Source organism: Candidatus Omnitrophota bacterium (genome assembly GCA_028699255.1).
Lineage (GTDB): Bacteria > Omnitrophota > Gorgyraeia > 2-01-FULL-45-10 > 2-01-FULL-45-10 > FEN-1322.
This window is the reverse complement of record JAQVUX010000006.1, coordinates 14,582-28,848: the sequence shown is the minus strand read 5'-3', so window position 1 is coordinate 28,848 and position 14,267 is coordinate 14,582. Positions and strand designations below refer to the sequence as shown.

Sequence of the window (14,267 nt, the reverse complement as noted above, 5' to 3'; positions counted from 1 at the left end):
TAGTCACTGGATGGACACTGAGAAAATAACCACCACTCATCAAGGTTAGTAATTCAAAAAGGTTGTTACTTTCTATTGACTTAACTATATTCTATGCTATACTTAATATACAATATTCTAGATAAAGGCAAACCTATGGTGACATAGGGGCGCAAAATCGCAGGTCTAGTAATATTTTATTTATTAGATGGCTGGATTGCCTAGTGCTAAATACTAGTTAATTCAGTCACTTTTTATTTATAGGTCATTACGACTAAACCAATGCTAAAAAATAACAGTGTGATACTTATGAAGACCCTTACGGTTATTCTACTATGGGTCTTTTTGTTTACAGGCACTTTTGGCTGGGCTAAGGAAGCGAGACTGTTTTCTACTGCGATTGAAAATAAGTCTTTTTCTTCCTACCCAGTCGATAACAATAAATTAGCCCCTGAATCAAGACTTAATAGCGAAGACTTTAAATATTCGCTTACGGTAACCGCAATATGCAAGCATGTCGAACATGATGGTAACCTTGATGATAAATCATATCTAAACGATGTATTAGCACGATTAGATGCAGAAAAAAACTCCAATATAACCGTATTACCGTATGAAATTGTAATTGAAATTCCGAATGAAGAATTAGCTGTTCGCTATTTTGACCCAACTAAAACCAATGTTATAACGCCTTATTCCGATATTTCAAAACTCCAAACTAAAATAATTGCTCCACGATTACACAGACAGATTATTCATAGAATAACAGCACTTCCCGCATATAGCTCATCTAATGAGCCGGTTATGCGTAGAGCACCTTTTAAGCGAACTGTCAAAGTTGCGTTATGCTGGATGAGTAAAATTAGGGACGAATCGAAGGTAGATGAGCCACTGGCTGTATCTACCCTGTCGGGTGTGTTGAAAAAACAATTCAAAAATTCCGTGGAAATTTCAACGATTCACCATGTTATTGAAAATGGCACCGAAGGAATAATAGCTAGATTAAGAAAAGAGAAACCGGATATAGTGGGATTATCTTTATTTTTTAATACCTTAGACGACCTTGCAAAAATTATGGATTATTTGAAATCTTTGCCATCGAGAGAAAGACCTTTAATAATACTAGGCAATGTGCTCGCCACATATAATGCAGACCTATTGTTAACTAAATATCCAGAAGTGATCGTGTGTAAAGGAGAAGGAGAGGAAGCAATAAAGCAAACAGTAAGATATTTTAAAGGCGAAGTTTCACTTCCCGACGTTCCTAATATTGCGTATATGCACAATGGTCAAATAACAGTTAATTCGTCTATGAAGACCAATCTCGTAAATGCAGGAGTTCCGCAAAGAGATGTATTGTCTTATACCATAGATAGTGGCGGAGCAGTTTTTATGGAAACCAGCCGAGAATGTCCTTTTAATTGTGCGATATGCGCCAGAAAACCTTTTTTAGGTAAGGGGGGATGGCGAGGTCGTGCGATAGACGATGTGATAAATGACTTAGTAGTGGTTTGCGACCATGGTGGACGTTTCGTAAATTTTGTCGACGAAGACCTGTTTGCTGGAGGCGTTGAGAGAGTAGTCGAATTGGCGGATAGAATAATTGCACTCAAAAAGTCTGGCAGAATTCCCGCCGACCTTACATTTGGCACCTCGGCGAGCACACGGTTAGTTTATAAAGCAGGTGATTCAGAAGAAAATAACAATAAAAGAGTCGAGGCATTTAAGAAACTCAAAGAAGCAGGATTATCTGTTCTCTTTATTGGTATTGAATCAGGTTCACCATCCCAATTGAAACGTTATGGAAAAGCGGCCACCGTTTTTGAGAATAAAAAAGCCCTTGAGATAATCGAAGGGCTTGGAATTCATAATGTTCCCGGTTTTATTATGTTTGACCCACTTGTAACTTTACAAGAACTACGAGAAAGCATCGCTTTTCTTCGAGAAACAGGAATGGACAAAAGAATTACTTATCCCATCAAATCATATATTCCATTAAGAGGAGCAAGCTATACTTCGCAACTAATAGAAAAAGGTCTTGTTGACCCAAATGAATATGACCCTAACGCATTATCTTATGAATACGTTTATGAAAATTCGCAAGTTGTTCAAGTCTTGTCTAGTATAAAAGATTGGGAAGAAAGCCAACAGATGTTTTTTTGGGTTCTGAAAATAATATTCCGGTCGTCAAAATTTGGAGAAACATCTGACAAGGAAAGAGGAATCTTAAAAAAGATAATGGCCGAACAAACAGTGATTCTGCTAGATTATCTAGAAGATATGGTGCGTTGCGAAACCGAATACCAAATGAATACTGTTGCTGGTAAATATAGTGAAAGACTTGTAAAGGATATTTTAGGGGCACTTTCCTATATCAAAAGCGGCGACATAACTATTGATGCAAAACATCTTGAGAGGATTGCATACAGAAGCATTGCTAGAGAAATGATAAGAACATATTTTGCTGAAAAACATTTTTTGGTGGAAGATATAAAAAATAAGATTGCCAACTTATTCAATACGGAGCTTGAGATAGAAAAATTAAACGAGGCATTAAAGAGTTTTCAAAATGAAGGAAGGATAGAATTTTTAAACGGTTCATATCATGTAACCGATGTTTTCTGGGAATACAAAGAGATACCGGAAGTCGACCTACCCAGACCGTCGAAGGACGAATTCCATATAGCGAATTCATCTATTAATCCTAAGCCTAAAGTCGCTTTCTTTGATTTGGACGGAACATTGATTGATACTATGCCGAATGCTGAAATAGCTTTTGGGAAAATTTATCATTATATAATAGATGCTACATCAGAAGAGCCATTCGGAGAAGCACTCGATAGAGGCAAGACATATCTTTATAGTGGTAGCTGGAAGACATTAACAGAACATATCGCATTCATAATATCGATGAGTTTTAAAAATGGACATTCCGAGGAAGACTTGCAAAAAGTCGCCGATATGCTTGTGCAACGTTTAAATATAGATAGCATAGATAAAACTCATGGTAATCTTGTGGCTAAATTTAGCATGATATATGAAGCTATTTTAATGAAAGAGTTTGAAGCAAAGCCTCCTAAATTATTTAGAGGTGTTCGCCAACTTTTAAATGAATTACAACGAGCTGGAATTAAAATGTATATAGGGACAGGAACTCCTCAAGGGGTAGCAGATTATTTGGTAAAAAAGTTAAACATACATGGCTATTTTAATGCAGTTTACGGTGTCAATAGCACATCTTCTCCCTTTCCGCAAGGGAAGATGGATATGCTAAAAACAGTCAAAGAAAACAATAATATAACGGAAAATAATCAAATAATTATTTTTGGTGATTCGGACGGAGATATGTCCATATCCAATATAGACGCTGGAAACAAATGCATTGCCGTAGGATTATCTCACGGTAACGAACAATCGACGCAAAAATTAGTTAGTAGCGGGGCAGATTTTATTATGTACAATTTAAAAAATTGGAAGTTTTACTGGAAGAAGCTAGGTTTCCCGAAATTATCTAAGGAGATGACAGGTTATAATCCTGAAAGAGCTCCGCCCACAGAGCCCTTTAAATCTTTCATCAGCGATAATAAAAATACCATTAAAGACACGTTAACACTCAATCATTTTAATACATTAATTCGTATTCCCATAGAAGCTATTGAATCAATAGGCGTAGATAATATTAAAGACTTTCTTGCAACATTTCAAGAATCTCACAACGGTTATATAGAGCTATATTATATATCAGGCGTAGGAGGGGCGAGCGAAAACATCTATCAAAAATATGGCTTGCAAAAAAAATCTTTACCAAAAGACTTCAAGCGGACAAGAGAAAATACGGTTACTCTCTTCCCGGCGCTTAAAGGTGAAGAAGTTAGTCAATCTTCCATAGTTTCTAAGCTCGGGAATATTTCTATGACTCCTGACAATACTATTTTATCACCCATAGGCCTACAGCATGACCCGGCAGGATTGATAAGGGCAACCATATTAGGATTAAAGATGATGGATATAGCAAGACAGATAAAAGAAAAAGGAATCGCTATAACACACGACCAAGCTTTTAAAGACAAGATACAAATAGAGATATTGGAACAGCTAAAAAATGTTTGTGACGTTGCCGACCTTAAAAATTTCAATCTTACCCCAGATGATATTATTGCGCTCGCTACAGGCAATATAAATAACATCATTATTGCTTTGAAGAAACTAATAAAGCTATTGCCGATTACACCAATAGATGCAAACGAATTAAGGCAGATATACGAACACGTAAAAGAAGTTATAGCGGCCGCATAAAACTAGTTAATTTATTACTTCTTACCCCTGCCAGCATTCCGACACAGCCACAATATATACGCTGATATACTGTCAAAGCCGTTCTTCTGGGGCTTCTTTCTTGATTCTCGTCTTCGCGTCACTCGTGATTCGAATCCGAAGTTAACGGAAATTAACTTGACTTCGGTAAATATAGATGATATTCTTTGTTTACTTTAGGAAACACGTGTTTATTAAAGTATACAGCACAAGGGAACACTATTATGAAGATGACCAAACCTATAGACAATATCCTGAATAGCACAATAAAAACAAAGATCCTGCGTTTTTTTTGCAGAACGGACGCCGATTGGAACGGAAGGCAAATAGCCAGGGAGATTGGTGTAACTCCAAAGTCGGCGCATATGGCGCTCAATGCTCTTAACCGAGAAAAGATTCTCATCTTGCGTAATGTCGGCAAAACACACGTCTATAGTTTAAACGCAAATAACTTCCTGGTATCAAAACTTCTTAAACCGTTATTTTCTAAGGAAAACGCCATTCTAGATAGTATAATAAGAATTATAAAGCGTAAGATATCTACCTCAACGGCAAGAAAGGATATCCTGAGCGTGGCTATATTCGGTAGCGTTAGTAAGCATGCCGACCACCCCTCAAGCGATATAGATCTTGCCGTAATATTAAAAAATGCCACCGCGAGGCCTGCCGTAGAACGTCTTTTCGAAGAGATAGATGACAGAATATTGAAAGAATTTAGCAATGTCGTTTCACCCTATATCAATACAAAGATAGAATTCGACTCTAAATACGAGAAAGGGTTACCCATTGTCAAAAATATCCTAAGGTCTTATAAGCTTATCTACGGAGAAAGGCTGGAAAAGCTTATATGACCCCAAAGAAGATAAAAACCGTCGATGTCGAAAAGAGCGATTATAAGGTATTTCTTAATAAGGCCAAAGATTTCTACGACATCATGATGACAGCGCGCAAGATGGACAACTGGACAGCGACCGGCCTTAACGCTTGTCACTGCGCCATATCTTGTTGCGATGCTATGTTGACGTTCCACTCCGGGATCCGCTCTGTAAGTGACAATCATATGGAGGCAACAGAGTTGATCCAGCGTCTTCCTTCGAAAATCGAGGCCGGGGAATCAAGCACTTATAGACGGATCGTGGCAAAGAAGAACCTCATAGCTTATGAAAACAGGGATTTCAGACAGCCGGAAGCCATTGATATAGCTAAGCTTGCCGAACGATTTTATGAATGGGCTATCTCGAATCTCCCGCCTCTGTGATAACTACCAGGAAATTATCTTCCAGGAATCGCGGATATTTATCTTTATATGAATAAACCTAAAAGAGCACTCGACAAAGGAGCGCGTTTTTATTCTAAGATTACATATTGATAATTGCATTGACAAAGTGTAAATTATAATATATACTTTGGACATGATAAAGCGAACCATTTCAGAGAAGATTCTTCGTTATGCGCGGCAATACCCGGTCGTTACTCTTACCGGACCGCGGCAATCCGGTAAAACGACTTTGTGTAAAGCATTGTTTCCAAAAAAGAAATACTTCTCGCTCGAAAGTATCGATATACGCGATTATGCCAGAACCGATCCGAGGTCTTTTTTAAACGAATGTCTTAAAGAAGGGGCCGTTATCGATGAAATACAACGCGTCCCTGAGTTGGCGTCGTATATTCAGGAAATAGTAGATACAAAGGATAAGCCCGGGCTTTTCATATTAACGGGAAGTCAGAATTTTCATCTTTTGGATACTATTAGTCAAAGCCTTGCAGGCAGGACTGCCCTGGCGGTTCTTTTGCCATTTTCATATAATGAAATTTACTCTAACAAGGCAATCTCCATAGATAAAATTCTCTTCACCGGTTTTTATCCGCGCATCTATGATAAAAAACTTAACCCTACCGAAGCTCTTTCTTTTTACGTTAGCACATATCTGGAACGCGATATCCGCGCATTAATCAATGTTAAAGACCTCGCAAAATTCGAGAAATTCCTTAAACTGTGCGCCGGCAGGGTGGCTCAAATTATAAATCTATCAAATCTTGCCAATGACTGCGGTATCAACCATAATACCGCTAAAAGCTGGTTAAGTGTGCTCGAGGCAAGTTATGTCATATTTTTCGTCCGGGCGCATCATGCGAATTTTGGAAAGAGGCTTATTAAAGCTCCTAAACTATATTTTACCGATTGCGGCCTCGCCGCGTATCTTCTGGAAATACAAAACGCAAAACAGATCAATAGCCATCCGTTAAAAGGCTCTCTTTTCGAGAATTTTGTAGCCGCTGAGCTTCTGAAGGCGCGGACAAACCAAGGTAAAAATAGTAATATTTATTTCTTTCGCGACAACGTCGGTAATGAAGTTGATATTCTGCTCGAGAATAACGCATCTGTAAAACCGGTTGAGATAAAACTCGGAAGCACTATAAACGAAGATTATTTTAAAGGGTTACGGTATTACCAGAAGATCAACAGGAAAAATACTGTCAGGCCTGTGTTGGTATATGGTGGTAATGAAACTCAGCGCCGGGGAATGATCGATATAGTCAGTTACAAAGATGTGGAGAAGGTTAATCTTTAACTACCTATGTAGATAATCTCCGGGGAAACATAAAAGAGCGCTCGACAAAGGAGCGCGCTTTTTGTTATAATAAAAACTTATAAGCGTCCCCATCGTCCCCCGCCTGGGGTCAAGTTCGGGGCGGGGCCCCGCCCCGGGTGAGGCGAACGGCGGGGTAGTCTGGCTGGTGGAAAATGTATTTTGTATACGTAATTCAGAGTGGGAAAACCGGGCGATATTATACAGGTAGTACAGAAAATCTGGAACGCCGCTTAAAAGAACATAACAGTGATAAGGTAAGGTCAACGAAAAACAAAGGTCCGTGGAAGCTTGTGTATAAAGAATCCGCCGAAAGCAAATGCCGGGCCATTAAACGAGAGCACTACATAAAAAAGTTAAAAGGCGGAAACGGTTTTAAGAGATTAATAAGCGTCCCCATCGTCTAGTCTGGCCTAGGACATCAGATTTTCATTCTGACGACTGGGGTTCGAATCCCCATGGGGACGCCAATTTTCGCCGTGAAAGTCCAGAGATTCGACATAGCAGGGTTCCCCCGCCCGGAGTTGAGCTGGGGGCGGGGTCCCGCCCTGAGTAAGACAGATGGCGGGAGAATCCCCATGGGGACGCCATATTCTGAAAACTTTTCGAAGAAAGTTTTCAGGTCCTGGAGTTTAAGATACTTCTATTTTTCTCTGAAAAATAGAAGTACTCGGTAAACTTTTCGAAGAAGATTTTCAGGTCCTGGAGTTTAAGATATATCGAGGAACTTAAATTTCTAAGATCCTGAAGCAACAACGAGGCGGGATTTGAGCTTTGAACCAAAAGCCAAGGTAGTTATCAAGCCCATCATTATAGAACACGGTACCGTAGTTTTACCGACAGCTCTTTTAATCCCCCGGCAGAAATCCACGGACTTTAGCGCTGGGAGGAATGCGGCTTTTGTGAACCCGGCAGGAGGGGGCCTCGGCCTGAAGGCCGAGGGGGCTACGCAAAATAAACCGATCCTGATAGAGAATGGCACAATATCAGCGCTCGGCGGCATAACGCGGCGCCCCAAAGGCGCCGTTATTATCGATGCCGACGGATGTTTTGTCGCGCCCGGCTTTATAGACACGCATATCCATGGCGCGCCCGGCGATATATTTGCCAACGAGGCGCGTTTTGGAACTACGTCGATAGTCGTCGCGCAATCATGTGCCGCGCCGCGGGAAGTGATAAAAAAAATCCGCGCCGCCGAAGAGTTTGTTATAAAAAGCCCTTTCGGCGCGAATCTTCTCGGCGTGCGTCTCGAGGGGCCTTATATAAGCCGCGGGAAGGCCGGCGCGCAGGACAAACGGTATATAAAAAAGCCCAACGCGAAAGATGCCGCCGGTTTTATCAAAGAATGCGGCACGCTTTTGAGGATGATGACGGTAGCCCCGGAAGTATCCGGCGCTATTTCGATAGTAAAACTTTTGAAACGTAACGGGATCATAGCTTCCGTCGGCCATTCTAACGCGACGTATGACGAGGCGTTGGGCGGTATACGCTCAGGCATAAGGCACGCCACTCACATATTTAACGCTATGCGCCGTCTCGCCGGAAGCGAGCCGGGCGTCGGCACCGCGGCACTTTTATCCGATGATGTAATTGCGGAAGTTATCCCGGACTTGATACATGTCCGCAAAGAACTACTCAGCCTTCTTATAAAAATAAAAGGCGCGGATAAGGTTATACTGGTTACGGATTCCGTGCGCGCGGAGAAGCGCGCCGGTGTTGAGAAAAAAGGCGGCGTTTACAGGTTTAAAGACGGCACGATAGCCGGGTCGGCCCTTACAATGATAGGCGCATTAAAAAATTGCGTCGAGGGTTGTGGTATTCCGCTTGCCGATGCCGTCAAAATGATGACGGCTAATCCCGCGCGCCTGCTCGGTATAAATAGGCACAAGGGTACCATTGCCCCCGGCATGGACGCGGATATCGTTATATTCGACAAAAATTTTAAAGTTAAAAAAACAATCATAGGCGGAGAGATAATATGTGCGGGATAGTGGGATATGTAGGAGAAAGAAAAGCGCAGGACGTCCTCGTGAAGGGCTTAAGCCGTCTGGAATATAGAGGATACGATTCTGCCGGCATAGCGGTTATAGAAGGCCACAGGATAAATACGGTAAAACAACAGGGCAAGCTCCAGACCCTCACCAATGCGCTTAAAAAATCTCCGACGAAAGGAACGACAGGCGTGGGCCATACGCGCTGGGCGACGCACGGCATTCCAAACGATATAAACGCTCATCCGCACTTGGACTGCAAAGGCAAGATAGCCATAGTGCATAACGGTATAATAGAAAACTACCTGGAACTTAAAAAAACACTGATAAAAGAAGGCCACAAGTTTACTTCCGATACAGACACTGAAACGATAGCCCACCTTATAGAAAAATATTATAGCGGCGATATAGAAAAAGCGGTCGTCAGGGCTATAAAAGCGCTAAAAGGATCTTACGCCATCGCGGTTATACACGCCAATGAACCCGGCAAGGTGATAGGCGCCAGATGCGATTCGCCGCTTATCGCAGGCGTAGGTTGCGGGGAAAATTTCTTAGCCAGCGATGTGCCGGCGGTACTCGACTACACAAAAGAAGTTATATACCTCGAGAACAATGAATTGGTTATTCTGACAAAAGAAGGGGTGACCGTAAAAGATTCCTTCGGGCACAAGGTACCTAAAAAAACGACCCGCATAGACTGGGATATAAAACAGGCGGAGAAATCCGGATACGAGCATTTTATGCTCAAAGAGATCTACGAGCAGGGCGAGATAGTAGGGGATATCCTCGGCGAAAGACTGCAGGACGGTAAGGTGGTATTCCAGGAGCTCAAGATAAGTGAAAACGACCTGAAGAAGTTTAAAAAAATCGCGATAGTCGCCTGCGGCACCGCGTACCACGCGGGGCTGACCGGCAAATATATGATAGAAGAATACGCGCGGATACCATGTTGGGTGGATACCTCGAGCGAATTCCGGTACCGCGACCCGATAGTCGACAAAGACACGCTGGTGATAATAATCTCGCAGTCCGGCGAGACGGCGGATTCTCTGGCGGCTTTGCGCGAGGCCAAAAGGAAGGGAGCCTCCACGCTCGGCATCTGCAATGTCGTCGGAAGCTCGATCGCCAGGGAGGCGAACGGCGTCATATATACGCACGCCGGGCCGGAGATAGCGGTCGCTTCTACCAAGGCCTATACGGCGCAAATCGCCATACTTTATCTTGTGACGTTGTATATGGGTTATCTGCGAAAGACGATCACACCGACCGGATTCAACCGCATTGTGAAAGAATTTAGAAGAGTGCCCGCGCTTATGAACGAACTTATAGGCGAATACAGATCCGATTATAACAATATAGCCGCGTATGCCGGCGAGTTCAAAAAATATTATTTCGAAAAACATAATAAGTCGCACTTCCTGTACCTGGGGCGCAATATAAATTATCCAAACGCCCTCGAGGGCGCGCTCAAATTAAAAGAGATATCGTATATAAGCGCCGAGGGTTACGCCGCCGGCGAAATGAAACACGGGCCGATCGCTCTCATAGACGAGAATCCGTGGGTCGTTTGCATAGCGGCGCAGTCGAAGACTTACGAAAAGATGCTTTCGAATATTCAGGAGATAAAAGCGCGCGGCGGCATCGTCATAGCGATAGTTACCGAGGGAGATAAAGAGATACTTCATCATAGCGTCAATTACGTTATCGAGATACCGAAAGTCGACGAGCTCTTTAGCCCGCTACTTGTAGTAATACCGCTCCAGCTCTTGGCTTATTATGTCGCGAAGAAATTCGGATACGACATAGACCAACCGCGGAACCTGGCAAAGTCCGTGACGGTAGAGTAAAAATGGGACAAGGCACGCTGTACGTAGTCTCGACACCCATCGGAAATTTGGAAGACATAACCTTACGCGCGATCCAGACACTGAAATCCGTAGATCTGATAGCCGCAGAAGATACCCGCCACACCAGAATACTCTTAGATAGATATGAGATCAAAACTCCGACGACGAGTTATTTCGAATATAACAAAATACAGAAGACGGATTACCTCTTAAGCGTTCTGAAAGAGGGTAAAAGCGTAGCGCTCGTTTCCGACGCAGGGACGCCGGGGATATCCGATCCCGGATACAGGATAATCCGGGTGTGTATCGACAATAATATTCCGGTCGTACCTATCCCCGGACCGTCCGGAGTTGTAACCGCGCTTACGATTTCCGGTAAGCCGACCGACAAGTTCACCTTCGAGGGATTTTTATCTAACAAAGGGGCCAGGCGGAAAAGCCAGCTGATAAAACTTAAAGATGAGGGCAGGACGATCGTGCTTTATGAGTCGCCGCACAGAATTTTGAAACTGCTCGAAGATATTCTGGAAATATACGGCGATACGGAGATCGCCCTGGCGCGGGAATTGACGAAGAAATTCGAAGAAGTCAGGCGCGAAAAAGTCTCCGCCTCCATCGCGCACTTCACCGCCCATCCTCCAAAGGGCGAATTCATCGTCATAGTGTAAAGGAAAAAATCCTGCGACTAAAAAATTCGGATGAAATAAAAGATTTTCGGCAAGAGCAGAAACGGAGACTTTAAAAGTGAACAAAAAAGCGATAATGATGTTTTCCGGGGGCTTGGACAGCATACTGGCCGTCCGTCTGATGCAGGAGCAGGGTGTCGAGATTCAGGCGATCAATTTCTCGATAGACTTCTGCGCATGCATCATGCAGGACGGGGAGAATGTCGCGACAAAGGCGGCAAGAGCGCTCGATGTGCCTATAAAGGTAGTCGACATCACCGCCGAGTATCTTTCCGTACTTAAAAACCCGGAACACGGGTACGGAAAGAACGTGAATCCGTGCATCGATTGCAAGATATTCATGCTGAAAAAAGCGAAAGCGATGATGGATGAGTTCGGCGCCTCGTTTATCGTTACCGGCGAGGTGCTGGGCGAGAGATCGATGTCGCAGAGGCTTGACGCGCTTAATATAATAGCCAGAGAGGCCGGGTTGAAAGGGTTTCTTTTGCGGCCGCTTTCGGCAAAATTGCTGGATCCCACCGTCCCGGAGAAAGAAGGGGCTGTTGACAGGGAGAAGCTTTTGAGTATTTCCGGAAGGTCGAGAAAGCCGCAATTTGCGCTCGCCGCCCAGTACGGTATAAAAAAATACCCGAACCCGGCGGGCGGATGTCTTCTGACCGATCCCGGGTTTACCAAAAGGGTCAAAGACCTGGCCGAGCACGATGCCATGACCGTCGATAATCTGAAATTTCTTACCGTCGGCAGGCATTTCCGTTTATCCGCCACAACGAAACTCGCGGTAGGCCGCGACATGGACGAGAATAGCCTCCTGCAAAAAATGGCGATAACGGGGGATGTTTTCTTTAAATTAAAAGAACACCAGGGGCCGATAGCGGTGCTTCGCGGAGCTGTTGACGATAGTTCTCTCGAGCTTGCCGCGAGTGTCATGGCGCACCATACGAAGTTCAGGAACGAGCCGGCGCTCAAGGTGGATTATTGGAGGACGGGTTCTTCTGCAAGACAGACTTTGTCGGTAAAGCCTGCGTCCGCGGCGGAGGTCGAGCGCCTGCGGCTTTAAGCGATTTTCACCATGCGAAAAATAGACGAGCGGATTTTATATCTTATAATCAGCGAAGAATACTGTCGCGGGCGTAGCGCCATCGATATCGCCGGGGATGCGATCGCCGGCGGCGTCGATATGATACAACTTCGCGAGAAGACTAAAACGCCCGGCGAGATTATACAACTGGCCCGCGGGATAAAAAAACTCTGCGTGGAAAATAACGTAAAGTTTATAGTAAACGACGACCCCGCGATAGCTAAAGAGGCAGGCGCTCATGGCGTTCATCTGGGACAGGACGACGCGAAACGTTTTACCATAGCCTTCGCCCGCAAGATCCTGGGTAAAGACGCCATCATAGGGCTATCGACCTCATCTATTGAAGAAGTCGAACGCGCGAATACCGAAGACGTCGATTACATCGGGTTCGGCCCGGTATTCCCGACGGTGGTGAAAGAAAACTGCGTCGGCATAAAAGATATCGAAAAAGTCCTGAAGACAACAAAGAAGCCGGTATTTTTTATAGGGGGCATAAATCTTTCTAACGTAGACGAGCTTCTGATGAAAGGCGCTAAGAATATCGCTGTGATCCGCGCGATATCGGCCTCCGATGATGTTAAGATAGCCGCAGGTAAACTTAAAGAAAAACTGGAAAAGGCATAATATGGAAAAATTACCCGCGCTTGGCAAGATACACCCGGAGTTTTTTAACAAAGTAATATATCCGCGCTTAGGCGCTCCGGACAAGACGGTTATGGTTGGGCCACAGCATGGCGTCGATTTCGGCGTCATCGACCTGGGCGAACAGGTGATGGTATTGTCGACGGATCCTTTCTACCTCGCGAAAGAACTCGGGATAGAAAAGGCGGCATGGTTCGCGGTGCATATATTAGCGAGCGACGTGGCGGTCAGCGGTATCGCCCCGCGATATATGGCTGTCGATCTTAATCTGCCACCGGAGATAACCGAGGATGAATTGACGCGGATGTGGGATACCGTGCACAAAGAATGTAAAAAACTCGGGATAGCGGTCGTAACCGGGCATACCGCGCGTTACGCCGGTTGCAATTATCCTATGGCCGGCGGCGCGACGGTATTCGGCATAGATAAAAAGACGAAACTCGTGAATCCCAAGATAAATCCGGGCGATCTTATGATCGTGACAAAAGGCCCGGCGATAGAGACGACAGGGCTTATGGCGGCGTACTTCCCGAAATTCATAGAAGCGCGGTTTGGTCCGGCGTTATTGAAGAAGGCGCGGGATGTTTATTACCAGATGTCAACGGTAAAGGACGCGCAGATAGCCGCGCGCTCGGGCGGGGTTACCGCGATGCACGACGCCACAGAGTGCGGCGTCTTCGGCGGATTGTATGAGATGGCAGTCCACAGCCGCGTAGGGCTGAATATTTATACAGACGAGATCGTTACGCAGGACGCGGTGACGAAGACCTGCGAATGTTTTGGCATAGACCCTTACCTGTCGATAAGCGAAGGCACGCTCCTCGCTTCCGCGAAACCCTCGAGAGCGAAAGCGGTAGTGAGGGCATTAAAAGATGAGGGCATACTCGCGAGCATAATGGGCGAGGCGGTGCCGGCGAAAAAAGGTATTCATACCATAAGACGCGGTAAAAAAGAACTATTGGAACACCCTAAGACGGATCCTTTCTGGATCAAATTCGAGGAGTTCTCAACTCGGGCAAAAGTATTTTAAACGAGGCCGGAGGCTTAAGCCGAGAAGAAGAATTTTGCCCTCGCTCGAACAGTAACACGCGCTATTTTTTTTATTCCTATTGTAAACCAAACATGATATTATAGTTTAC

At 44.4% G+C, this 14,267-nt stretch carries 11 protein-coding genes, 1 tRNA gene and 1 riboswitch; all 12 genes read left to right on the top strand.

Annotation, left to right across the window (positions count from 1 at the left end; genetic code table 11):
* Positions 1-116: 116 nt before the first annotated feature.
* Positions 117-204: riboswitch (cyclic di-GMP riboswitch) on the top strand.
* 84 nt (positions 205-288) lie between these two features.
* The 12 genes from PHS46_05800 (at position 289) to PHS46_05745 (ending at position 14,158) form a co-directional block, all read left to right on the top strand.
* Positions 289-4,275 (top strand): HAD hydrolase-like protein, encoded by a 3,987-nt coding sequence (locus PHS46_05800; GenBank protein MDD3906027.1) that lies wholly within the window; start codon positions 289-291, stop codon positions 4,273-4,275.
* Between the two features lie 242 nt (positions 4,276-4,517).
* Positions 4,518-5,144 carry a nucleotidyltransferase domain-containing protein gene (locus tag PHS46_05795; protein MDD3906026.1) on the top strand — a complete coding sequence of 209 codons (627 nt, stop codon included), beginning with the start codon at positions 4,518-4,520 and terminating at the stop codon, positions 5,142-5,144.
* A complete protein-coding gene (locus tag PHS46_05790) occupies positions 5,141-5,551 on the top strand; it encodes a hypothetical protein (protein ID MDD3906025.1) in 411 nt (136 codons plus the stop codon). The genes PHS46_05795 and PHS46_05790 overlap by 4 nt, the downstream gene beginning before the upstream one ends.
* Positions 5,552-5,705: 154 nt before the next feature.
* Positions 5,706-6,866, top strand: coding sequence for an ATP-binding protein (locus PHS46_05785; protein MDD3906024.1), 1,161 nt, complete (start codon positions 5,706-5,708; stop codon positions 6,864-6,866).
* 173 nt (positions 6,867-7,039) lie between these two features.
* Positions 7,040-7,291, top strand: coding sequence for a GIY-YIG nuclease family protein (locus tag PHS46_05780; GenBank protein ID MDD3906023.1), 252 nt, complete (start codon positions 7,040-7,042; stop codon positions 7,289-7,291).
* Positions 7,277-7,354, top strand: a tRNA-Glu gene (locus tag PHS46_05775). The genes PHS46_05780 and PHS46_05775 overlap by 15 nt, the downstream gene beginning before the upstream one ends.
* Before the next feature lie 297 nt (positions 7,355-7,651).
* Positions 7,652-8,875, top strand: a complete 1,224-nt coding sequence (gene nagA / locus PHS46_05770) for an N-acetylglucosamine-6-phosphate deacetylase (protein MDD3906022.1) — start codon at positions 7,652-7,654, stop codon at positions 8,873-8,875.
* The gene (glmS, locus tag PHS46_05765; protein ID MDD3906021.1) at positions 8,863-10,722 is read left to right on the top strand and encodes a glutamine--fructose-6-phosphate transaminase (isomerizing); all 1,860 of its coding nucleotides are present in this window, start codon (positions 8,863-8,865) and stop codon (positions 10,720-10,722) included. Before nagA ends, glmS begins: the two co-directional genes overlap by 13 nt.
* A gap of 2 nt (positions 10,723-10,724) precedes the next feature.
* A complete protein-coding gene (rsmI, locus tag PHS46_05760) occupies positions 10,725-11,390 on the top strand; it encodes a 16S rRNA (cytidine(1402)-2'-O)-methyltransferase (protein ID MDD3906020.1) in 666 nt (221 codons plus the stop codon).
* Between the two features lie 76 nt (positions 11,391-11,466).
* Positions 11,467-12,465 (top strand): 7-cyano-7-deazaguanine synthase, encoded by a 999-nt coding sequence (locus PHS46_05755; GenBank protein MDD3906019.1) that lies wholly within the window; start codon positions 11,467-11,469, stop codon positions 12,463-12,465.
* A gap of 12 nt (positions 12,466-12,477) precedes the next feature.
* Positions 12,478-13,110 (top strand): thiamine phosphate synthase, encoded by a 633-nt coding sequence (gene thiE, locus PHS46_05750; GenBank protein ID MDD3906018.1) that lies wholly within the window; start codon positions 12,478-12,480, stop codon positions 13,108-13,110.
* A 1-nt stretch (position 13,111) separates the two neighbouring features.
* Entirely contained in the window at positions 13,112-14,158 is a 1,047-nt protein-coding gene (locus PHS46_05745) for an AIR synthase family protein (protein ID MDD3906017.1), read from the top strand.
* The last annotated feature ends 109 nt before the right edge of the window (positions 14,159-14,267 follow it).

Coding starts and splice junctions, on each gene's coding strand:
- PHS46_05795 (MDD3906026.1), top strand. CDS start 4,518: ATGAAGATGACCAAACCTATAGACAATATCCTGAATAGCACAATAAAA.
- glmS (MDD3906021.1), top strand. CDS start 8,863: ATGTGCGGGATAGTGGGATATGTAGGAGAAAGAAAAGCGCAGGACGTC.
- PHS46_05785 (MDD3906024.1), top strand. CDS start 5,706: ATGATAAAGCGAACCATTTCAGAGAAGATTCTTCGTTATGCGCGGCAA.
- PHS46_05800 (MDD3906027.1), top strand. CDS start 289: ATGAAGACCCTTACGGTTATTCTACTATGGGTCTTTTTGTTTACAGGC.
- PHS46_05745 (MDD3906017.1), top strand. CDS start 13,112: ATGGAAAAATTACCCGCGCTTGGCAAGATACACCCGGAGTTTTTTAAC.
- thiE (MDD3906018.1), top strand. CDS start 12,478: ATGCGAAAAATAGACGAGCGGATTTTATATCTTATAATCAGCGAAGAA.
- PHS46_05780 (MDD3906023.1), top strand. CDS start 7,040: ATGTATTTTGTATACGTAATTCAGAGTGGGAAAACCGGGCGATATTAT.
- PHS46_05790 (MDD3906025.1), top strand. CDS start 5,141: ATGACCCCAAAGAAGATAAAAACCGTCGATGTCGAAAAGAGCGATTAT.
- rsmI (MDD3906020.1), top strand. CDS start 10,725: ATGGGACAAGGCACGCTGTACGTAGTCTCGACACCCATCGGAAATTTG.